21 protein-coding genes are annotated in these 20,352 nt (G+C 71.0%); 8 read left to right on the forward strand and 13 right to left on the reverse strand.

Translation table 11 applies throughout. The features are described 5' to 3' along the window. Positions 1–128 precede the first annotated feature (128 nt). On the forward strand, positions 129–932 hold the full coding sequence (locus tag ACIRQ7_RS13375; protein WP_401467534.1) for an IclR family transcriptional regulator: 804 nt from the start codon (positions 129–131) through the stop codon (positions 930–932). Between the two features lie 68 nt (positions 933–1,000). Here ACIRQ7_RS13375 and ACIRQ7_RS13380 read toward each other — a convergent pair whose 3' ends face one another. Beyond that, a complete protein-coding gene (locus ACIRQ7_RS13380) occupies positions 1,001–1,291 on the reverse strand; it encodes a DUF5955 family protein (RefSeq protein WP_401467537.1) in 291 nt (96 codons plus the stop codon). Positions 1,292–1,516: 225 nt separating this feature from the next. After that, a complete protein-coding gene (locus tag ACIRQ7_RS13385; protein ID WP_404262261.1) occupies positions 1,517–3,307 on the reverse strand; it encodes a protein kinase in 1,791 nt (596 codons plus the stop codon). Between the two features lie 373 nt (positions 3,308–3,680). Between ACIRQ7_RS13385 and ACIRQ7_RS13390 the strand changes: the two genes are divergently transcribed. The 4 genes from ACIRQ7_RS13390 (at position 3,681) to ACIRQ7_RS13405 (ending at position 6,931) form a co-directional block, all read left to right on the forward strand. Then, positions 3,681–3,908, forward strand: a complete 228-nt coding sequence (locus ACIRQ7_RS13390; RefSeq protein WP_404262263.1) for a hypothetical protein — start codon at positions 3,681–3,683, stop codon at positions 3,906–3,908. A gap of 43 nt (positions 3,909–3,951) precedes the next feature. After that, positions 3,952–4,620, forward strand: a complete 669-nt coding sequence (locus ACIRQ7_RS13395; RefSeq protein ID WP_404262264.1) for an NTP transferase domain-containing protein — start codon at positions 3,952–3,954, stop codon at positions 4,618–4,620. Between the two features lie 279 nt (positions 4,621–4,899). Next, positions 4,900–6,528 carry a malate synthase A gene (gene aceB, locus ACIRQ7_RS13400; protein ID WP_404262266.1) on the forward strand — a complete coding sequence of 543 codons (1,629 nt, stop codon included), beginning with the start codon at positions 4,900–4,902 and terminating at the stop codon, positions 6,526–6,528. A gap of 136 nt (positions 6,529–6,664) precedes the next feature. After that, on the forward strand, positions 6,665–6,931 hold the full coding sequence (locus tag ACIRQ7_RS13405; RefSeq protein WP_401467549.1) for an SCO5918 family protein: 267 nt from the start codon (positions 6,665–6,667) through the stop codon (positions 6,929–6,931). Between the two features lie 84 nt (positions 6,932–7,015). On the opposite strand, the gene ACIRQ7_RS13410 is transcribed toward ACIRQ7_RS13405, so the two are convergent. The 3 genes from ACIRQ7_RS13410 to ACIRQ7_RS13420 form a co-directional block, all read right to left on the reverse strand. After that, entirely contained in the window at positions 7,016–8,590 is a 1,575-nt protein-coding gene (locus ACIRQ7_RS13410; protein WP_404262267.1) for a YfcC family protein, read from the reverse strand. Continuing rightward, complete coding sequence (locus ACIRQ7_RS13415; protein WP_404262269.1) at positions 8,587–8,826, reverse strand: hypothetical protein; 240 nt, start codon at positions 8,824–8,826, stop codon at positions 8,587–8,589. Before ACIRQ7_RS13415 ends, ACIRQ7_RS13410 begins: the two co-directional genes overlap by 4 nt. Positions 8,827–8,933: 107 nt before the next feature. Further along, the gene (locus ACIRQ7_RS13420; protein WP_404262270.1) at positions 8,934–10,007 is read right to left on the reverse strand and encodes an FAD-dependent monooxygenase; all 1,074 of its coding nucleotides are present in this window, start codon (positions 10,005–10,007) and stop codon (positions 8,934–8,936) included. Between the two features lie 92 nt (positions 10,008–10,099). On the opposite strand from ACIRQ7_RS13420, the gene ACIRQ7_RS13425 reads away from it, so the two are divergent. The 3 genes from ACIRQ7_RS13425 to ACIRQ7_RS13435 all read left to right on the forward strand — a co-directional run bounded on the left by ACIRQ7_RS13425 (position 10,100) and on the right by ACIRQ7_RS13435 (position 12,636). Further along, a complete protein-coding gene (locus ACIRQ7_RS13425) occupies positions 10,100–10,654 on the forward strand; it encodes a TetR/AcrR family transcriptional regulator (RefSeq protein WP_404262271.1) in 555 nt (184 codons plus the stop codon). Positions 10,655–10,739: 85 nt separating this feature from the next. Continuing rightward, the gene (locus ACIRQ7_RS13430; RefSeq protein WP_404262273.1) at positions 10,740–11,549 is read left to right on the forward strand and encodes a GNAT family N-acetyltransferase; all 810 of its coding nucleotides are present in this window, start codon (positions 10,740–10,742) and stop codon (positions 11,547–11,549) included. A 214-nt stretch (positions 11,550–11,763) separates the two neighbouring features. Further along, entirely contained in the window at positions 11,764–12,636 is an 873-nt protein-coding gene (locus ACIRQ7_RS13435) for a chitosanase (RefSeq protein ID WP_404262274.1), read from the forward strand. A gap of 144 nt (positions 12,637–12,780) precedes the next feature. Here ACIRQ7_RS13435 and ACIRQ7_RS13440 read toward each other — a convergent pair whose 3' ends face one another. The 8 genes from ACIRQ7_RS13440 to ACIRQ7_RS13475 form a co-directional block, all read right to left on the reverse strand. Further along, positions 12,781–14,253 carry a nucleobase:cation symporter-2 family protein gene (locus ACIRQ7_RS13440; protein ID WP_403672388.1) on the reverse strand — a complete coding sequence of 491 codons (1,473 nt, stop codon included), beginning with the start codon at positions 14,251–14,253 and terminating at the stop codon, positions 12,781–12,783. A 287-nt stretch (positions 14,254–14,540) separates the two neighbouring features. After that, a complete protein-coding gene (locus tag ACIRQ7_RS13445) occupies positions 14,541–15,941 on the reverse strand; it encodes an 8-oxoguanine deaminase (protein WP_401467570.1) in 1,401 nt (466 codons plus the stop codon). A 44-nt stretch (positions 15,942–15,985) separates the two neighbouring features. Beyond that, positions 15,986–17,389, reverse strand: coding sequence for a nucleobase:cation symporter-2 family protein (locus ACIRQ7_RS13450; protein WP_404262275.1), 1,404 nt, complete (start codon positions 17,387–17,389; stop codon positions 15,986–15,988). 82 nt (positions 17,390–17,471) lie between these two features. Then, complete coding sequence (pucL, locus tag ACIRQ7_RS13455) at positions 17,472–18,395, reverse strand: factor-independent urate hydroxylase (RefSeq protein WP_401467576.1); 924 nt, start codon at positions 18,393–18,395, stop codon at positions 17,472–17,474. Between the two features lie 7 nt (positions 18,396–18,402). Continuing rightward, positions 18,403–18,810 (reverse strand): hydroxyisourate hydrolase, encoded by a 408-nt coding sequence (gene uraH, locus ACIRQ7_RS13460; RefSeq protein WP_401467579.1) that lies wholly within the window; start codon positions 18,808–18,810, stop codon positions 18,403–18,405. After that, positions 18,807–19,328, reverse strand: a complete 522-nt coding sequence (uraD, locus tag ACIRQ7_RS13465) for a 2-oxo-4-hydroxy-4-carboxy-5-ureidoimidazoline decarboxylase (protein ID WP_404262276.1) — start codon at positions 19,326–19,328, stop codon at positions 18,807–18,809. The genes uraH and uraD overlap by 4 nt, the downstream gene beginning before the upstream one ends. Positions 19,329–19,499: 171 nt before the next feature. Further along, positions 19,500–19,880 carry a helix-turn-helix domain-containing protein gene (locus ACIRQ7_RS13470; RefSeq protein WP_403672382.1) on the reverse strand — a complete coding sequence of 127 codons (381 nt, stop codon included), beginning with the start codon at positions 19,878–19,880 and terminating at the stop codon, positions 19,500–19,502. Then, positions 19,877–20,146 carry a hypothetical protein gene (locus tag ACIRQ7_RS13475; RefSeq protein ID WP_404262277.1) on the reverse strand — a complete coding sequence of 90 codons (270 nt, stop codon included), beginning with the start codon at positions 20,144–20,146 and terminating at the stop codon, positions 19,877–19,879. Before ACIRQ7_RS13475 ends, ACIRQ7_RS13470 begins: the two co-directional genes overlap by 4 nt. Positions 20,147–20,352: the final 206 nt, after the last annotated feature.

The following is a 20,352-nucleotide window of genomic DNA, read 5'->3' on the forward strand; positions in this document are numbered from 1 at the left end:
CCCGTGGAAGGGGACCGGTAGGCTGCTCCGATCGGGCCCGGCGCCCGAAAGCCCGCGGGTCATGGAGATACGGCCTGTGGGCGCGAACCGGCCGAGACCGATCAGACCTGCCCCGAAAGGAACGCGACGTGCCGCCGTCCAGCGCCAGCACCTCCGCCGCCGATGCCAAGCCCGCGGGCAACGGCGGTGGCGTCCAGTCCCTTGAGCGCGCCTTCGACCTGCTGGAGCGGATGGCCGACGCCGGTGGCGAGGTCGGCCTGAGCGAGCTCTCCGGCACCAGCGGACTGCCGCTCCCCACCATCCACCGCCTGATGCGCACGCTCGTGGCCTGCGGCTATGTCCGTCAGCAGCCGAACCGCCGGTACGCGCTCGGCCCCCGCCTGATCCGCCTGGGTGAGAGCGCTTCGCGACTGCTGGGCACCTGGGCCCGGCCCTTCCTCGCGCGGCTGGTCGAGGAGACCGGCGAGACCGCCAACATGGCGCTGCTCGACGGCGACGAGATCGTCTACGTCGCGCAGGTGCCGTCCCGGCACGCGGTGCGGATGTTCACCGAGGTCGGCCGCCGGGTGCTGCCGCACTCCACCGGCGTGGGCAAGGCACTGCTCGCCAATCACCCGCCGGAGGAGGTCCGGGCGCTGCTCGGCCGTACGGGCATGCCCGCGGCGACCGAGAAGACGATCACCGACGCGGACAGCTTCCTCGACGCGCTGGCCGAGGTGCGCCGGCTCGGCTACGCCGTCGACGACAACGAGCAGGAGATCGGCGTCCGCTGCTTCGCGGTGCCGGTGCCCAACTCCCCCACCTCCGCGGCGATCTCCATCTCCGGTCCCACCGGACGCGTGACGGAGGCCTCGACGGACAAGATCGTGCCGGTGCTGCAGGACGTCGCGGCGCAACTGTCGGTCGCGCTCGCCAACCAGGCGCCCGCCTGACGTAGCGACGGCCGGACCGGGGCGCGCGGCGCCTCGGTCCGCGCCCCGTCCGCACACCGCGCATCGGTTCACCGTCCGCGCGGCAGCTCACCGAAGCGGTCGATGCCCTCGCGGACCTCGGTCAGCGCGGGCGACAACGCGCTGACGGAGCCGACCGCGCCGGCGATCAGCAGCAACGAACGGCGCAGCCGTGGCACTTCCGGCAGCCCGTGACTCACCATCGCGTCCAGTGCGGCCAGTTCGTCGTCGGCGGCCACTCGATCGGGTAACTCGCCGGGCAGTACGGCCAGTTGGCGGCGCAGCCGGGCCACGGCCCCGCGCAGCTCCGTCACCCGCGGGTCACCCTCGACCCCGGTCACTCGTCTGTGTCTCTGCCTCTGTTCCACAACGACGGCGCGCTCCAAGGACGTCGGCCCGTTTCGCAATGCGGGCCAGTTAACGCCACTCTGTGGTCATCGCGCCATACGGAGAGCGAAAAAAGCGGATCACGCGGACGCCGCGGATCACACGGCGCCGGGGATGACGCGGGCGGGCCCCCGGGTGGCTTCACCCGGGGGCCCGCACCGGCGTCGGCCGGGGAACGGTCAGGACGTCTCCTCGGGCTCCACCGCGTTGCGCCACACCCGTACATCGACGGTCATGTAGTGGCTGGAGTCGTCGTCCGGCGAGTAGCCCTTGACGGTGATCAGCGCGACATGGCCGTAGTTGGTGGTCAGGCACATCTGCGCGCCCTTGGCGAGGCGCTTGGTCAGGATGGTCTCGGTGAAGCGGGTCTCGGCCCGGCAGGTGTCCAGCGAGCCCTGCTGTCCGGGGTTGAGCTGCACCAACTTGCCGGTCTGGGTGCTGACCTGGTCGTCCGAGTAGTCGAAGTCCTCGTACGCGAAGTCGATATCGCTGTTGTTGTCCGCGTTGCTCGGCGCCACCGGCTCGTCGGCCATCGACAGGTGGTACTCGTCGGGCAGGTTGATGCCCTTGAAGTCGACGGGCTCCGGGTCCTTCGCCGGGGCGGGACCGTTCCCCTCCGCGCCGGGGCTCGCACTCGCGTCACCACCGGAGTCGGGGGTCGCGTCGGTGGTCTTCTTCTTGTCGTCGGCCTGGTTGCTCTTCTTCTGGCCGCTGTCCTTCATGAAGTAGTAGACCGCCCCGCCGCCCGCTCCCGCGAACACCAGCAGGCCGACCAGCACCAGCGCCATGACCAGGCCGGTGCGCTTCTTCTTCGGCGGCTGCGGGGCGCCCACCGGGATGGGGCCGGTGGCGCCGGGTCCGCCCGCGGTGGGTGTGAGCGGCGCCGCCCCGGTGACCGTCGGCGCGTAGGCGGGACCGAAGCCGGGCGGCGGGGTCTGCGGGTGGTTCAGCGCGGTCGGCACGGGCGCCACCGGCGGACCGGCGGGCTGGGTGGGCGGCTGTGCGGGCGGGCCGGCGGTCGGCGCCGCCAGCGGGGGCGGCGGGGTCGGCGCGGGCGCGGGGGCGGCGGTACGCGTGGTGATGTCGGCCGCGACGGCGGTGGGCAGCCACTCCTCGGGACGGCGCAGCTGGGTCTGCCCGGAGGCCGCGCCGCACAGCGCGATGACCTCGGCGACGGTCGGCCGCTCGGCGGCGTCCTTGGTCAGGCAGCGGGTGACCAGCTCGCGCAACTCGTCGGGCAGGCCGGTCAGTTCCGGCTCCTCGTGGACGATGCGGTAGAGCACTCCGTGTGAGGTGCCCTCGCCGAATGCCGGGGAGCCGATCGCGGCGTACGCGGCGACCTGGCCGAGCGCGAAGATGTCGGTGGCCGGGGTGATGGTGCTGCCGGCCGCCTGCTCGGGCGCCATGAAGGTGGGCGTGCCGACGGTGACGCCGCTGCTGGTCAGGGAGGTGGCGTCGGCGGCACGGGCGATCCCGAAGTCGATGACGCGCGGGCCGTCGGCGGCCAGCAGGACGTTGGACGGCTTGAGGTCGCGGTGCACGATGCCCGCGCCGTGAATGACCTGCAGGGCCTCGGCGATTCCGGCCACCAGCAGCAGCACGGTGGAGACGGGGAGCCGGCCGTGTTCGGCGACGGCCGCGGAGAGCGAGGGGCCCGGGACGTACGCGGTCGCGAGCCAGGGGCTCGCGCCCTCCGCGTCGCTGTCGATGACCGGGGCGGTGAACAGCCCCTGGACGCGCTGCGCGGACTGCACTTCCTGCTTGAAGCGGCGGCGGAATTCGGCGTCCTCGCTGAACTCGGGCCGGATCACCTTGATGGCGACCGGGCGGCCACCGGGCGTGTAGGAGAGATACACCTTGCCCATGCCGCCGGCGCCGAGCTTCGCACGGAGGCGGTAGCCCGCGATCACCTGCGGGTCGTCACCTTCCAGCGGCTGGAAAACCCCGGACGGATCCACACTGTTCACCACTACGTCCCCCGACTCAGGAAAAGGGCCCGACGTTTCCGCACAGGGGCCACGATGTCCGCAACGGGGCAGAACCTTATCCGCCCACGGCCCGCAGCGTGACATCCAGGCCACGGAAAGCGAGGCGCCGCCCGAAGGGCCGGCTCTTCCGGGCGGGCGCGCGAGGGCTCCGCGGCGGGCCGGCCGGACGGCGGCGGGACAAGATCGCCCGCCCCTCGCGCGTTGCCCACAAGGCGCTTGACCATGCGTCAGCACATGCGTTCCCCCTGGCACCCGTTGGCGTGGGCGTGAGCGAACCGATGCGTGGAGCGGGACAGGAAGGAGCATTCTCCCTTCCGGGGAAATATCCGGCATATCACCGAATCGGAGACCGCACATGGAGTCCAACTCCGGGCCCGGCACCGGCCCGAACCACCGCCGCATCAGCGTCGTCCAACTCATCTGCCGCGCCTACGGCCTCTCCGACGCGTCGGAGATCACCGTGGATCACATATACCGCTACGTCACCGAACGCCGGCTGGCCGACGAGGGGACGCGGCGCCAACTCCGCGACCGACTGCGGCCGACGATCCCGCGCCAGCGGTCGACCGGCGGCGCGGCATGACCGGCATGCCGCGCCCCGCCGCGCGATGAGGTAAGCAGGCCCCATGACACCGGAGCCCACCGCACCACAACCCCCCACGCCCGCACAGGCGTCGGCGCCACCCCGCCCGGGAACCCCCCGCCCCGGAGGGAAGGTCGCCGGACTGCTGCTCGCCGCGGGCGGCGGGCGGCGGCTCGGGGGCCGGCCCAAGGCACTGCTCGACCACCGCGGGCGGCCGCTGGTCGAACACGCCGCGCGGGTACTGCGGGAGGGCGGCTGCGACCCGGTGCACATCGTGCTGGGCGCCGCGGCCGGGGCCGTCCGCGAGCGGGCCGACCTCACCGCATACACCACGTCCGAGAACCCGGACTGGGCGCAGGGCATGGGCTCTTCGCTCCGCGCCGGGCTCGCGGCACTGGCCGGGTCGGGGGCGGACGCGGTACTGGTGGCACTGGTGGACCAGCCGGGCATCGGCCCGGCGGCGGTGGCGCGGGTGCTCGCCGCGTACGACGGTGACGCCTCACTCGTATCGGCCGCCTACGGGGGGCGGCGCGGGCACCCGGTGCTGTTCGGCGCCGCGCGGTGGGCGGACATCGCGGCGAGCGCGGAGGGCGATCGGGGGGCGCGCGCCTATCTGCAGCAACACGCCGCGGAGATCGGCCTGGTCGAGTGCTCGGACGTGGCCGAGGCCTATGACATCGACACACCGGAGGACCTGCACCGGCTGGAGTGATCCCGCGACGTGACGTGGCCCACCCGGACCACCGACCGGAGTAATGGAGAGTGATCGGCGTGGCACTCAGAGCCATTCGATCATGGTTTCTGTCGACTCAGAGAATCTCGACGTCAACAAACCATTGAAGTTCCGCGATAAGGAAACTACTCTCCACTGGTCAGAAGCGCCCTGAAACCCAGACGGCGCCCGCGACCGTATCCCGGAGCCTGCGGCACCCCGTGCCGCTCGGGTGCCCCGGCGGCCGCCAGGCACCGCCGCTGAATGGAGTGACAGCTCATGTCCGCACCAGCGCCGTCCCCGCTGGCCATCGTCGAAGTCGACCCCGCCAACACCCCCGAACGGCAGGGCGAGGTCCTCACCGACGCCGCTCTCGCCTTCGTCGCCGAGCTGCACCGCCGGTTCACACCGCGCCGTGACGAACTGCTCGCCCTTCGCGCCGAACGCCGCGCCGAGATCGCCCGCACCAGCACGCTGGACTTCCTCCCGCAGACCGCGCAGATCCGCGCGGACGACAGCTGGAAGGTCGCCGAGTCGCCTGCCACGCTCAACGACCGCCGGGTGGAGATCACCGGGCCCACCGACCGCAAGATGACGATCAACGCGCTCAACTCGGGCGCCAAGGTCTGGCTCGCCGACTTCGAGGACGCCTCCGCTCCCACCTGGGAGAACGTCATCACCGGCCAGCTCAACCTGACCGACGCCTACGAGCGCCGGATCGACTTCACCGACGAGCGGTCCGGTAAGTCCTACGCCCTCAAGCCCGCCGCGGAGCTGGCCACCGTCGTCATGCGGCCGCGCGGCTGGCACCTCGACGAGCGCCACTTGCAGTTCGAGGGCCGGGCGGTCCCCGGCGCGCTGGTCGACTTCGGCCTGTACTTCTTCCACAACGCACAGCGCCTTCTCGACCTCGGCAAGGGGCCGTACTTCTACCTCCCCAAGACCGAGTCGCACCTGGAGGCCCGCCTCTGGAACGAGATCTTCGTCTTCGCCCAGGACTACGTCGGCATCCCCCAGGGCACCGTCCGCGCCACCGTCCTCATCGAGACGATCACCGCCGCGTACGAGATGGAGGAGATCCTCTACGAGCTGCGCGACCACGCCTCCGGCCTGAACGCCGGCCGCTGGGACTATCTCTTCTCCATCGTCAAGAACTTCCGTGACGGCGGCGCCAAGTTCGTCCTGCCGGACCGCAACGCGGTGACGATGACCGCCCCGTTCATGCGGGCGTACACCGAACTCCTCGTCCGCACCTGCCACAAGCGCGGTGCGCACGCCATCGGCGGCATGGCGGCCTTCATCCCCAACCGCCGTGACCCCGAGGCCAACGAGCAGGCCCTGGCCAAGGTGAAGAACGACAAGGACCGGGAGGCCGGCGACGGCTTCGACGGCTCCTGGGTCGCCCACCCCGACCTGGTGCCGATCGCCCGCGCCTCCTTCGACGCCGTCCTCGGCGACAAGCCGAACCAGAAGGAGCGGCTGCGCGAGGACGTCGACGTCAAGGCGGCCGACCTCATCGCCATCGACTCCCTCGACGCCAAGCCCACCTACCAGGGCCTCGTCGACGCCGTCCAGGTCGGCACCCGCTACATCGAGGCCTGGCTGCGGGGCCTGGGCGCCGTCGCCATCTTCGGCCTCATGGAGGACGCCGCCACCGCCGAGATCTCGCGCTCGCAGATCTGGCAGTGGGTGGATGCCGGGGTGGTCTTCGAGAACGGCGACAAGGCCACCGCGGACCTCGTCCGCACCGTCGCCGCCAAGGCCCTGACCGACATCCGCGCCGAGGTCGGCGAGGAAGCGTTCACCACCGGCAAGTGGCAGCAGGCCCACGATCTGCTCCTCCAGGTCGCCCTTGACGCCGACTACGCGGACTTCCTGACGCTGCCGGCGTACGAACTGCTGGGCTGACGGACCACCGGTTGCGGTGATCATCGCAACCGGCGTACGAAAGGCCCCGGTCCGCACTGGCCGGGGCCTTTCGGCACGCGGGATTCATGAGAGGCTGAGTGCTCGGGCTCCATTCCTGCTCACCCATTGTTGAGGCATGATGCGCGTCACCATTGCCGGCGTTTTCTTCTACATCCAGGCGAGCGAGGTGGAGCAGAAGATGAGCGCGGTCGAACCGGAGCCGATCGACGGCGACTCCGTCGTTGTCGGCAGTACCGCCTACCCCGTCAAGCAGGTCGGCCGGATCGTCACCGGTCAGGACCCGCGGGACTTCAGTACGGGGGAGATCGTCCGCGCACTGCGCCAGCTCGGCTTCACCTGCAAGCCCCGGCCGACGGCCACGGAGCCCACGCCCTTCCTGTGACCGGCCGGGCGCCGCCCCTTGAGCGGCCGCGCCCCGCTCGCCCCGTCCGGTGGCCGGCCCCGTCCGGCCGTGCACCCGCCGCGGTCAGCCGAACACCGCGCCCAGGGCCACGAAGCCGCAGATGAGGACGGACAGAAGGGCCAGCAGTGGCCAGACGAACCGCAGATATCTGTCGTAGCCGACCTTGGCCAGGGAGATGCCTCCCATGACGACGGCGGTGGTGGGAACCCACAGGTTCATCCAGCCGCTGGCGGCCTGCCAGGCCGTCACCACCACCGCCCGGGAGACGTCGGCGAAGTCGGCGAGCGGGGCGAGGATCGGCATCGCGAGGGTGGCGTGGCCCGAGGATGAGGGAATCAGGAACGCCAGCGGCAGATTCACCACGAACACCATGACCCCGAAGAGCGCCGACGGGGTGCCGGAGACGGCGCCCTCGATCGAGTGCAGCACGGTGTCCGTGACCTGCGAGTTGTTCATGATGACGGTGACACCGCGGGCCAGCACGATCACCAGCGCGGGCGAGATGAAGTCCGCAGCGCCCTGGACGAGGGTCGAGCTGAGCTTCTGCTCCCCCATCCGCGCGATGATCCCGACGAGTACCGCGGCGACCAGGAACATCGCCGCCAACTCCGGGAAGGACCAGCCGAGTTCGAAGCCGTAGGGAGTGGCCTGCGCGTCGCCGGTGAGGGCTCCGGCCCAGGGGATCACCGAGAAGATCATGAACGCGAAGACCAGTGCGACGGTCACCAGCACGGTCTTGTGCAGGCCGGTGAGCGCGGGCGGTTCCTGCGCGCCGGCCGCGGTCTGCGCATGGTCCCGGTCGCCGGGCAGGAAGCCGCAGAGGGAGCGGTCGGGGGACGCGCGGACGCGGCGGGCGTAGCGGACGACGTACGCGATGGTGACGACGGTCAGCACCAGCCACATCACGAAGCGCAGCGCGATGCCGTCGCCCAGGGAGATCTCCGCCGCGGACGAGGCGACGCCGGTGGCGAAGGGGTTGACGGTGGAACACAGGACGCCGACGCCGGCGCCGAGGATGATCGCGCCGGTGGCCACCAGCCGGTCGAAGCCCAGCGCGAGCATCAGCGGGACGAGCAGGCCGTAGAAGCCCAGGGTCTCCTCGGCGAAGCCCTCGACGGTCCCGAGCAGGGAGAAGACCGCCATCACGCCGACGATCAGGAGCGCGCCGCGGTCACGCAGGCGGTGGGCGAGGCGGCCGATGCCGCGGTCCAGGGCGCCGGTGGAGAAGACCACGGTGATGAACGCGCCGATGGCCAGGACGAAGAGGAAGACGCCCGCGCTGCCGTACAGGTCGCCGGTGAGGTCCGGACCGACCTTGCCGGTCGTGGTGTCCCTGATGCCGTAGAGGCCGTTGACCGGCGAGAGGAAGAGGTCGTTCAGGCGGTCGAGGAAGCCCTGGGTCGACGGCGCGCGGTGGTAGCTGCCCTGTACGGGGCTGCCGGCGCCGCTGCGGTCGTAGGTGCCCGGCGGAAGGAAGAAGGCCAGGACCCAGACCGCGAGGGTGACGACGGCCAGGACGGTGAGGGCGCTGGGGAAGGTGAAGCGGCGTTTCGGCGGCGGGACTTCGGCGGGCGGCGACGCCGGGGCCTGGCCGGCCGGTGGGGCGGGTGGGCTCGCGGGGGGCCGCTGACCGGTCATGCGGCGGCCCCGGCGCGGTCGGCGGCGGCGTACTCGGCCAAGCACATGGGCGCGGGGCCGACGGCGGGCCGCAGCGTGCCGGCCGGGCCCGCGCCCCGGAGCGGGGCGACGGCCAGGTCGCGCGCCCGGAGCGCCGGCTCGGGCGGGAAGCCGGGGGTGGCGGTGGCCTCCGGGCCGGCGGGTGCGGCAGCGTCTCCCAGGGCGTGGCTGTCCGGGTCGCCTGCTGGCTGGTGCACCGCGCAACCCCTCTCCGTGGCGCCGTCGGTGCGCACACATTGACTCACTTTCAGGGCCAACGCAGCATAACGGTCATAAGCGGAGTGAAAGGTGGAGGTGGTGGGCGTTACGCGGGTGGGCCACCGAGCGTCAGGGCCGCCCGGAGCGCGGCGTTCCGCACCCCGGTGCAGTGCCGCACCCGCGCCATCCGGCTCATCACCCGCGCCGCCCTGGCCAGCTTCCGGGTCGCCGGACGGCGGCGCGCGTCGTACGCCCGCAGCGCGGCCGGCACATCCGGCGCGGCGAGCAGCGCGGCCGCCAACTCCACGCCGTCCACGAGCGCTTCGCACGCGCCACGCCCCAGGTCGGGGGTCATCGCATGGGCGGCGTCACCGATGAGGGCCGTGCGGCCGCGGACGTAGGAGGGCAGCGGCGGGTCCAGACGGTACAGGTCATGGCGCAGCACCTCGCCCTCGCCCAGCCGGTCCAGGATGTCCCGCACCCCGGCGTGCCAATGGCCGAAGCGGGCACGCAGGGCGGCGATTTCACCGTCCGGGGAGCGGGTGCCCTCCGGTTCCGGCCCGGCCGCGAACCAGTTCGTCCGGCCGCCCTCCTGCGGGGTGATCCCGAAGCGGCGCCCCTCGCCCCACGTCTCGGTGACGGCGCCGGTATCGCCGTCGACGGTGCCCCGCCAGCCGGTCACGCCCGCGTACACCGCGCGGTACGACGGCCCGAACAGCGCGGTCCTGGCGGGGCTGTTGAGCCCGTCGGCGGCGATGACCACGCCGTACGCGCGCTCCAGATCCGGCAGCTGGGCGCCCTCGACCGGTGTGCCGAAGCGCACCACCCCGGGGCCGGCGGCGTCGTGCAGCAGGCCGAGGAGCGCGGGGCGGGAGAGCAGGTGGACGGCGTCGCCCGTACGCCGCTCCAGCTCCGCCACGTCGATGCGGGCGATGCGGCGGCCGTCGGGGCGCAGGAACGCGCCGCCGGTCTGCGGCCGCCCGAGGGCGCGGACGGCACCTCCGACCCCGAGCGTGTCGAGGGCGCGCAGCGCCGAGGGCCACAGGCCGAGGGCCGTGCCGGTGGACGGCGCCGCGTCCGCGCGCTCGCGGACCTCGACCTGCCAGCCGCCGGCGCGGAGCGCGATGGCCGTGGCGAGTCCGCCGATTCCGCCGCCGATGATGATCGCTGAGGACTCCATGGCGCCACGGTACTATGTTTGTAGTAGCCGGGCACTATGAACGTAGTATTGGCCGGGAACAGGCAACGCGGCACGGACGAGGAGCGGACGGCGTGGCACGACGGCGGGAACAGGTACTGGACGCGGCCCTGGAGGTGCTGGGGGCCGAGGGCTCCCGGCGGCTGACCTATCAGGCCGTGGACGCCGCGGCGGGCGTCCCCACCGGCACCACCTCCAACTACTTCCGCAACCGCGGCGCCCTGATCGACGGCATCGTCGACCACCTCCAGGCCGTGGAGCACCGCGAATGGGAGACCTTCGCGGCCGGCACCGACCCGGCCGACCCCGGTGAACTCGCCGACGCCATGGCCGCCTTCGCCCGGCACGCCACCGGCTCCGGGCGCGCCCGCACGGCCGCCCGCTTCGCGCTGTTCCTGGAGGCCGCGGCCCGTCCCGAACTGCGCGCACCGCTGGCCCGGGGACGGCAGGCGGTGCTCGCCTGGAGCGCGGAGTGGGTGCGCCGCTTCGGCTCCCGCGCGCCCGAGCGGCACGGCCGGATCCTCCTCGACCACCTCGACGGTGTCGTACTGCACCAACTCGCCTTCCCCGACGACGACTTCAACCCGGCCCCGGAGATCCGGGAACTGCTGGCGGGGCTGTTGGGGTGACGGGACGGGATCCGGCGGCACGGCCCCCCGGACGCACCGCGTAATCGGCTCGCCGCGCGCCACACCATGTGGTGAAGTGACGCGGATGACGACCCATGACAACGACAGACGGGCGGCCGCCTACCGGGCCGCGTACGACGAACAGTTGCGCGCCCGCGGGTTCGCGCCGGGGCCGGGCGGCGCCGAGCGCGTCGGCCCGGTGCTGCGCAGGACGGCCCCCGGGCAGGGCGGGCTGATCCTCTACCGCGATCTTGGCGGGCTGGACGGGCCGGAGCTGGATGCCTTCATCGCCGCGCAGCGCGACCATTTCGCGGCACTGGGCCAGCCGGTCGAGTGGAAGTACCACGGCCACGACCTGCCCGCCGATCTGCCCGAGCGGCTGGTGGCGGCCGGGTTCGCGCCCGGCGAGGGGGAGACGGTGGTCATCGGGGAGGCGTCGGAGGTCGCCGCGGAGCCGGTACTGCCGGAGGGGGTGCGGCTGCGCGAGGTCACCACACGGGGTGACTTCGACCGCATCCAGACGCTCGCCGAGGAGGTCTGGGGCGACGACTGGAGCTGGCTGCCGCCGGCCATGGAGCGCTGGACGTCCGGCGACGAGGACCCGTGCACCGTGCTGGTCGCCGAGTCGCTGGCGGGCGAGGTGGTCTGCGCGGCCTGGATCCGCTACCACACCGGCACCGAATTCGCGTCGCTGTGGGGTGGCGCGACGCTCCCCAACTGGCGCGGCCGGGGCCTCTACCGGGCGCTGGTCGCGGCGCGTGCCACCCTCGCCGCCGCGCAGGGCTTCCGTTACGTGCAGGTCGACGCGCTGGAGAGCAGCCGGCCGATCCTCGCCCGGCTGGGCCTGGTCGCGGCGGCCACCACCACCCCGTACGTCTGGCGGCCGGAGCGCTGACGCCCGGTCAGCGATAGGCCGGGACCGACGCCCCCGGGGCGTGTCCGCGCGCCGCTCCGGGAGGCGACCCGGTAGGCGAGGCACCGCGCGAACACGCCCCGGAGCGCCGGAGGTTGGGTGTGCTTGACGGGTATACGTCATCCTTCAAGTCTGGTAGGAAAGCTTCCTAACGATTGCGGAAACCCCCCAGGGCCCATCCGAACCGGAGGACTCCATGCGCACCCGATCGATAGGCAGCAGGCTGCCCAGGACCGCCACCCGCGTCGCCCTCGGCCTCGCACTGCTCGCCGTACCCGCGACCGCGGTCGCGACCACCGCGGGACCGGCAGGACAGCACGCCCCGGCCGCGCACCGCTCCGCGCCGCACACCGCGCGGGCCGCCACCGGACTCGACGATCCGGCGAAGAAGGACATCGCCATGCAGCTGGTGTCCAGCGCGGAGAACTCCTCGCTGGACTGGAAGGCGCAGTACGCGTACATCGAGGACATCGGCGACGGCCGCGGCTACACCGGCGGCATCATCGGCTTCTGCTCCGGCACCCACGACATGCTGGAGCTCGTCGAGCTCTACACCCAGCGCAAGCCCGGCAACGTGCTGGCCGAGTACCTCCCCGCGCTGCGCGCGGTGGACGGCAGCGACTCGCACGAAGGCCTGGACGGCTTCCCCGAGGCCTGGGCGAAGGCCGCCGAGGACAGCGCGTTCCAGAAGGCGCAGAACGACGAACGGGACCGGGTCTACTTCCACCCCGCGGTCAAGCAGGGCAAGGCCGACGGGGTCGGTGTGCTGGGGCAGTTCGCGTACTACGACGCGATCGTGATGCACGGCGACGGCGACGACAGCACCAGCTTCTCCGGCATCCGCAAGCGCGCACTGGGCGAGGCGAAGCCGCCGTCGCAGGGCGGCAACGAGACGGAGTGGCTGAACGCCTTCCTCGACGCGCGGGTGTGGGCGATGAAGCAGGAGGAGGCGCACAGCGACACCAGCCGGGTGGACACCGCGCAGCGGGTGTTCCTCAAGAACGGCAACCTCGATCTGCACACGCCACTGGACTGGAAGGTCTACGGCGACAGCTTCCACATCGACTGACCGGCCCGGCGCAGCGACCCGGCTGCGCCGTCCACATGACTCAACGGCCCGTACGGAAGCGGTGGTTGCCGCTCCCCTACGGGCCGTTGCCAGGTCCTGGGGCGGGTGTCGACGGGACAGTGACGTGGGGTAAGTGAAGCGGGGTCAGTGCGCCGGGGCCTCTTCGGGCTCGGCGGAGTTCCGGCCGCCTCGGGTGGGCTGCTGCGGGATCTCCACCTCGCCGTGGCCGCCGCCCGCGTCCGCGTCGAGCGGATCGGGCTCCCCGTCCGTCTCCCTCTCGTCCCGCTTGCCGAAGTGGTTGAAGGCGAGGTTGAGGACGATGGCGACCAGACAGCCGGTGCTGATGCCGGAGTCCAGGACGACCAGCAGGTCCTTGGGGAAGTTGTGGTAGAACTCCGGCGCCGCGATCGGGATCAGGCCGATGCCGATGGCCGCGGCGACGATCAGCGCGTTCTCGCCCTTCTCCATCGCGGCGGAGGCCAGTGTCTGGATGCCGCTGGCCGCGACGGAACCGAAGAGCACGATGCCGGCGCCGCCCAGCACGGGCAGCGGGACCAGGGAGATGACCGAGGCGGCCACCGGGCACAGCCCCAGCACGATGAGGATCAGTCCGCTGGTCGCCACGACGAAGCGGCTGCGCACCTTGGTCATCGCGACCAGGCCGATGTTCTGGGCGAAGGCGCTGTTGGCGAAGCCGTTGAAGAGCGGGCTGATCGCCGTGCCGAGGGTGTCGGCCCGCAGGCCGCCCTCGATGGTGCGCTCGTCCGCCGGGCGGCCGACGATCTTGCCGAGCGCGAGCATGTCGGCGGTCGACTCGGTCATACAGACCAGCATCACGATGCACATCGAGACGATGGCGGCGATGTCGAACTGCGGGGCGCCGAAGTGGAAGGGCGTGGGGAAGCCGATCAGCTCGGCGTCGGTGATGACGGAGAAGTTGGTGATGCCGACGGGTATCGCGATCAGCGTGCCGGCCACCAGCCCGAGCAGAATGGATATCTGCTGCAGGAAGCCGCGCAGCACCCGGCGCAGTACGAGCACGATCAGGAAGGTCAGTGCGGCCATCCCGATATTCGTCAACGAGCCGTAATCCGGGGCCGTTTCATTGCCGCCCTGGGACCAGTTGAAGGCCACCGGCAGCAGCGAGACGCCTATCAGGGTGATGACCGTGCCGGTCACGACGGGCGGGAAGAAGCGGACGAGCTTGGAGAAGTAGGGGGCGAGCACGAAGCCCAGCACACCGGCGACGATCACCGCGCCGAAGATGATCGGCAGTGCGTTCCCGGGGCTCTGCGCCTTGCCGATGGCGACCATCGGCGTCACGCCGGCGAAGGAGACGCCGTTGACGAAGGGCAGCTTCGCGCCGACCTTCCAGAACCCCAGCGTCTGCAGCAGCGTGGCGATACCGGCCGTGAAGAGGCTGGCGCCCATCAGGAACGCGGTCTCGGTGGCGCTCAGCCCGCAGGCCGGCCCCACAATCATCGGCGGGGCCACCACGCCCGCGTACATGGCGGCCACGTGCTGGAGGCCGCTGGTGAACATCTTGACGGGTGGGAGGGTCTCGTCGACCGGGTGCTTCCGGTCACCCTCCGACTTCTGCCCGGGGGTTGCGGCCACTGCGGGCCTCCTGTCGATTTCTGCACCGGTCGGGGGCCGGCGGCGCGAGGCTGTCACGGAGGGCGTGCGATGTGGTGCGGTGGAGCGAAGAAGTCGCGCTGGTGAGCGGTGCTGCGGTGGGGCCGCGCTTGTGGCGCGTGGACGGCGGTATGGCGGTTGACCGGCCCGGGGGTACGAGGAAGTTCCCCGCACCCCCGGGGTCCGGCGCTTGTGGATCCCGCTCGGATCCACAAGCTCAGCCGGGAGCCGTCCCTCCCGGCCGAGTCGGTGGGTAACACCGGAGGGGATCAGCCCTCGGCGGCGATACGGGCCAGACGCTGGGCCTCGGCCCGCGCGGTGCGGGCGATGGCGTCCTCGTCGACGTTGGTGAGGTGGTTGTCCTCGACGACCGGCTTGCCGCCCACCAGGGACAGCGTGACCGGGGCGGCCGCGCCGAAGACCAGGGCGGTGACCGGGTCGGCGATGGAGGAGTGGCCGATGCCGTCCAGCTTCCACAGCACCAGGTCGGCGAGCTTGCCGGCCTCCAGCGAGCCGATCTCGGCCGTCCGGCCGAGGACCTGCGCGCCCCCGTAGGTGCCGAGCCGCAGCGCCTTGCGGGCGTTGAGGGCGGCCTCCTTGTGGGCGCCGAGGCGGTTGATGAGCAGCGCGTTGCGCAGCTCGGTGTGCAGCTCGCCGGACTCGTTGGAGGCGGTGCCGTCCACGCCGAGGCCGACGGGTACGCCGGCCGCGAGCATGTCGGGGACGCGGGCGATGCCGGCGGCGAGGCGGGCGTTGGAGGACGGGCAGTGCGCGACGCCGGTGCCGGTGCGGGCGAAGGCCGCGATGTCGGAGTCGTTCATGTGGACGCAGTGCGCCATCCACACGTCGTCACCGAGCCAGCCGGTCGACTCGAAGTAGTCGGTGGGGCCCATGCCGAAGAGTTCGTGGCAGAACTTCTCCTCCTCCACGGTCTCCGAGCCGTGGGTGTGCATGCGCACGCCCTTGCGGCGGGCCAACTTGGCGCCCTCCCGCAGGAGTTCGGTGGAGATGGAGAACGGCGAGCAGGGGGCGGCGGCGATGTGCACCATCGAGCCGAAGGAGGAGTCGTGGTGCTTGTCGATGGCCTCCTCGGTGCCCAGCAGGGCGCCCTCGGTGGTCTCGACGGCGAAGTCCGGCGGCAGCCCGCCGTCCTTCACGCTGCGGTCCATGGAGCCACGGGCCAGGGTGATCCGGGCGCCGATCTCGGCGACGGCCGCCAGCTCCGCGCTCACCAGGTCGCCGGAGCCCTTCGGGAAGACGTAATGGTGGTCGGAGGCGGTGGTGACGCCGCCCTTGACCATCATGCCGAGGGAGCCCTGGGTGGCCGCGGCGAGCATCGGGGCGTCGATGCGGGCCCAGGTCGGGTAGAGCGCGACCAGCCAGTTGAAGAGGTTGTGGTCGGTGGCCAGGCCCCGGGTGATCCACTGGTAGAAGTGGTGGTGGGTGTTGATCAGGCCGGGGGTGACCAGATGTCCCGTGCCGTCGATGCGGCGGACGACGTTTGCCAGGCCCTCGGGAGCCTTGCCCGCGCCGACCGACTCGATGACGTTGCCGGCGACGACGACATGACCGGTGGCGTACTCCGTGTCCTGGGAGTCGACCGTCGCGATGGCGCAGTTCTCGATGACGATGCGACGTGCCGCACTGTCAGGGGATGCCGATGCTGCCATGGTGCTTCCTACTTTCCGTACTGGCGGTTGGGCACGGCATGGCCCTACGGGATTTGAGTGCCGGAGCCGGGCGAGGCGGCTGACAGTACCGCCGCCCGTGGTGTGCTCCGGGTGCCGAGATGATGAAAGAACAGGTTGAGCAGGACCGCGACCAGCGCGCCCGCGCTGATCCCGGAGCCGAGCACGGTCTGTGCCCAGGCGGGGAAGTCGGCGTAGAAGGTCGGCGCGGCGAGCGGGATGATGCCGGCGCCGAGCGACACGGCCACCAGGATGATGTTGGAGCTGTCATCGAGACCGGCTTCGGAGAGCGTACGGATACCGCTGACCGCGATCGATCCGAACAGCACGATACCCGCGCCGCCGAGCACCGGCATCGGCACCAGCGAGACCACCGCGCCGAGGACCGGGAAGGCGCCCAGCACGATCAGCGCGCCGCCGGCCAGCGCCACGACATAGCGGCTGCGCACCCGGGTCAGCGAGACGACACCGACGTTCTGCGCGAAGGCGCTGGTCGGGAAGCCGCCGAAGACGGGGCCGAGGAGGGTGGCGAGGCCGTCGGTGCGCAGGCCGCGGGTGATGGTGGCGCCGGTGGTCCTGCGGTCGCAGATCTCGCCGAGGGCCAGCATGCCGGCCGACGATTCCGTCATCAGCACGAGCATCACGATGCACAGCGAGAGGATCGCGGCGGGCTGGAACTCGGGGGCGCCGAAGGAGAAGGGGGTGGGCAGCGCGGCAACGGGGGCCGAGCGCAGCCCGTCGAAGCTCGCCATCCCGAACGGCATCGCGGCGAGGGTGCCGATGACGAGGCCGAGAAGCAGCGCGATCTGCTTGACGAAGCCCTTGGTGAAGCGCTGGATCAGCAGGATCACCACGAGGGTGAAGGCGGCCAGGGCCAGGTACTTCATGTCGCCGAAGTCGGCGGCTTCCTTGTCGCCGCCCTGCGCCCAGCCGACCGGCACGGGCATCAGGGTGACCCCGATGAGGGTGATGACGACGCCGGTGACCAGCGGCGGGAAGAAGCGGAGCAGTCTGCCGAAGAACGGGCCGATGGCGAGGCAGAAGATGCCGGCGACCATCACCGCCCCGTAGATCGCGGGGAGTTGGTGGCCTGTGGCGGTGGTCTCGGCGATCGCGAGCATCGGGGTGATGCCGGCGGAACTGGCCGCGTTGACGAACGGCAGGCGGTTGCCGACGAACTTGCGGATGCCGAGCGTCTGCAGGAGCGTCGCCAGTCCGGCGATGAGCAGGCTGGCGGCGATCAGCCGGGTGCGGCCCGCGGTGTCCAGGCCGACGGCCTGGCCGATGATGAGCGGAGGGGTGACGACGCCGGCGTACATGGCAGCGATGTGCTGGAGGGCGGCGGGGACCAGCCGCTTCGCGGCCGGCTTCTCGTCCACGGGGTGGGTCGTGGACTCGGGGTGGTGCGGGGCGTGCGAGTGCGGTGCCATGGGTCGTTCCCCTTAAGAATTCGCGCCCCTCCCCGCTGCGGGGTGGGGAGGGACGCGAGGCACGGCGCTGCGTCGGAGCCGTTTAGAGGTTCGTCAGATCCAGCGGGATCCGGGCTTCGACACCGTCGCGCAGAACAGTGGCTTCGATCAGGCCGTACGGGCGGTCCGCCGCGTAGTAGACCTCGTTGTCGTTCTTGAGCCCGAACGGCTCCAGGTCCACGAGGAAGTGGTGCTTGTTCGGGAGCGAGAAGCGGATCTCGTCGACCTCGGAACGGTTGTTGATGATGCGCGAACCCATTTGGTAGAGGGTCTGCTGGAGGGAGAGGCTGTAGGTCTCCGCGAAGGCCTGCAGCATGTGCTTCTTGACCTGCTCGTACGAACGCTCCCAGTTGGGCATCCGCTGCTCGTCGTCGGTCCAGTTGAACCGCCAGCGGCTGGAGACCTCGGTGGCGAGGATGCGGTCGTACGCCTCCTTGAGGGTCGTGTACTTGTCCTTGATGTAGCCCCAGAACTCCGAGTTGGTGGAGTTCATGACGACGAGGTCCTTCAGGCCGGATATGACCTGCCAGCTCTCGCCGTCGTAGGTGATCTCGGTCAGCCGGGTCTCCTGGCCCTTGCGGACGAAGGAGTGCTGGACCTCGTCGGAGCCGATGAAGCGGGAGTTGTTGTCGGCGGTGGCGATCCGCTCCCAGGAGTACTCCTCGATGCGGATCCGGGCCCGCTTGATCGGCTCCTGGCTGGTCACGAAGTGCCGGGCCAGGTGGATGCCGAACTGCTCGGCCGACTCGATGCCGTGTTCCTTGGCGAAGGCGTACACGGTGTTCTTGGTGGTGTCGGTGGGCAGGCAGTGGGCGTTGGAACCCGAGAGGTGCACGTCCTCCAGGTCGCCGGAGAGGGCGACCGAGACGTTCAGGTCCTTGATGTGGTGGGTGTCGCCCTCGCGGGTGATCTTGACGACGCGGTTTTCCGCTTTGCCGTACTGGTTCTGGCCGAGAATCGTGGGCATGTCGGTGCTAGCTCCCTCGGTATACGGAGTAGCCGAACGGGTTGAGCAGCAGCGGTACGTGATAGTGCTCGCCCGGCTTGACGGCAAAGGTGATTGCCACCTCCGGGAAGAAAGCTCCGCTGTCCCTTACGCGGGGGGCGTCCTGCTGTTCCTCGGCTTGCTGATTGGCGTTGCTGTGGACGAAGTACTCCTCGACGGCGAAGTCGAGGCGCACGTGGGTGGTGCCTTCCGGCAGGGCCGGCAGGTCCTTGCAGCGCCCGTCCGCATCGGTCTTGGACGCGCCGTGGGCGGCCCAGGCGCCGTCGCTGCCGGAGCGCACCGAGAGCGTGAGGGCGACGCCCTCCGCGGGGCGGCCCACGCTGGTGTCCAGGATGTGCGTGGACACCGACGTCGGTGTGGCCGTCTCGCTGCTCATGCTGCGTCTCCTTCTGCGAGTTCCGCGATGCGGGTCAGGCGGATGCGGTTGATCTTGCCGAGCTCCACACGAACGATCTCCCGCTCCTGTTCCGGCGTGTTGTCGATCCGGTTACGGACGGCGTCGCGCATCTGCTCTCCGGTACGGCCGGAGGCGCAGATCAGGAAGACGTGACCGAACTTCTCCTGGTAGGCCAGGTTCAGTTCGAGCATCTCCGCCTTGAGCTGGTCGGAGGCGCCTGCCATCCCGCTCTGTTCGCGGGACGACGTCGGGTCGCCCGGCTTGGGGCGGCCGATCGGCGGGTGCCCGGCCATCGCCTCGGCCAGGTCCTCCGCGGTCAGCTCGGCCATGGCGGCGTCGCTGGCGGCGAAGAGGGCGTCGGTGGTGGCGTACGGGCGCCGGGCAAGAATCTTGCTCCCCCATGCCCGGCTGGCACACACCTCGTGCAGTGCGGCCTGGGCCGTACTGCCGTCGGCGGTGTTGAACCGGGAAAGACCCGGGGTCGAACTCGAAGACACGGGTAGCCTCCGCGGCCTGGTGCTGGACAGCTCTGCTTGGCTGGAAACAGCTAAGACCCCCGGCAACATCACGTCAACACTTTGTTGAAAACTCGGCAACGTAAAAGCCGCCACCCGGGTCATCCGGGCGGCGGCTTCCAGGGCCGGGCGGCGCGCGTGCGGCGCATCACCTCAGTCGGCACTCTTCGCGGCATTCTCCCTGTTCAGGTAGTTGTAGACGGTGAAGCGGCTGACGCCGAGCGCCCCCGCGACCGTCTCCACGCCGTGCCGCACCGAGAACGCCCCGCGGGACTCCAGAATCCGTACGACCGATTGCTTGCTCTTGCGGTCCAGCTCCGCCAGCGGCACGCCGTGCCGGCGCTGCAGCTCCGCGAGGATGTGGTCGAGCGAGTCGGACAGATGCGGCAGGCGTACGGCCACCCTGTCCTGCCCCTCCCAGACCAGCACCACATCGTCACCCTGAGCCAGCTCGGGCGCGACCATCTGTCCGCCCATCGCGTCCACCAGCGGCTTCACCGCCTGGACGAACGGGTGGTCGGCGGGCTCGGTCACGTCTCGCTCCCCTCGGGCGCCGCGGCGGCCGCGATCACATTGACCTGCAGGGACACCCGGGTGGCACCCGCCTCCAGGGAGCCGCGCAGCAGGTCGGCCACGGCGCCGAGCACCTGCTCCGCCTCCCCCTCGGCCGTATTGCCGAACGGCCCGACGTCGACGGCGTCCAGCTCCGCGCCGGTGACGATGTCCCGCGCCACCACCGCATGGGCCGGGGCCTCATCCAGATCGAACGGCTCCGTCGTGAACTCCACTCTCAATCGCACGCCGCTCAACTTACGCGCGGATGGGCCCGGCCACCAGAAATTGCCCTGGGGCCCTCTTGACAGCCCTGGAGCCCGCCAGGCAGGGTTCCATTACGCAGAAAGTAAGTTCCACTATCCGGAAGGAGCGCCGCCTTTATGGGTTTCACGGACACGCGCTTCAACGTCAATCTGTCGATTCTGTTCACCGAGCTTCCGTTGCTGGAGCG

Source organism: Streptomyces sp. NPDC101393 (genome assembly GCF_044767385.1).
GTDB lineage: Bacteria > Actinomycetota > Actinomycetes > Streptomycetales > Streptomycetaceae > Streptomyces.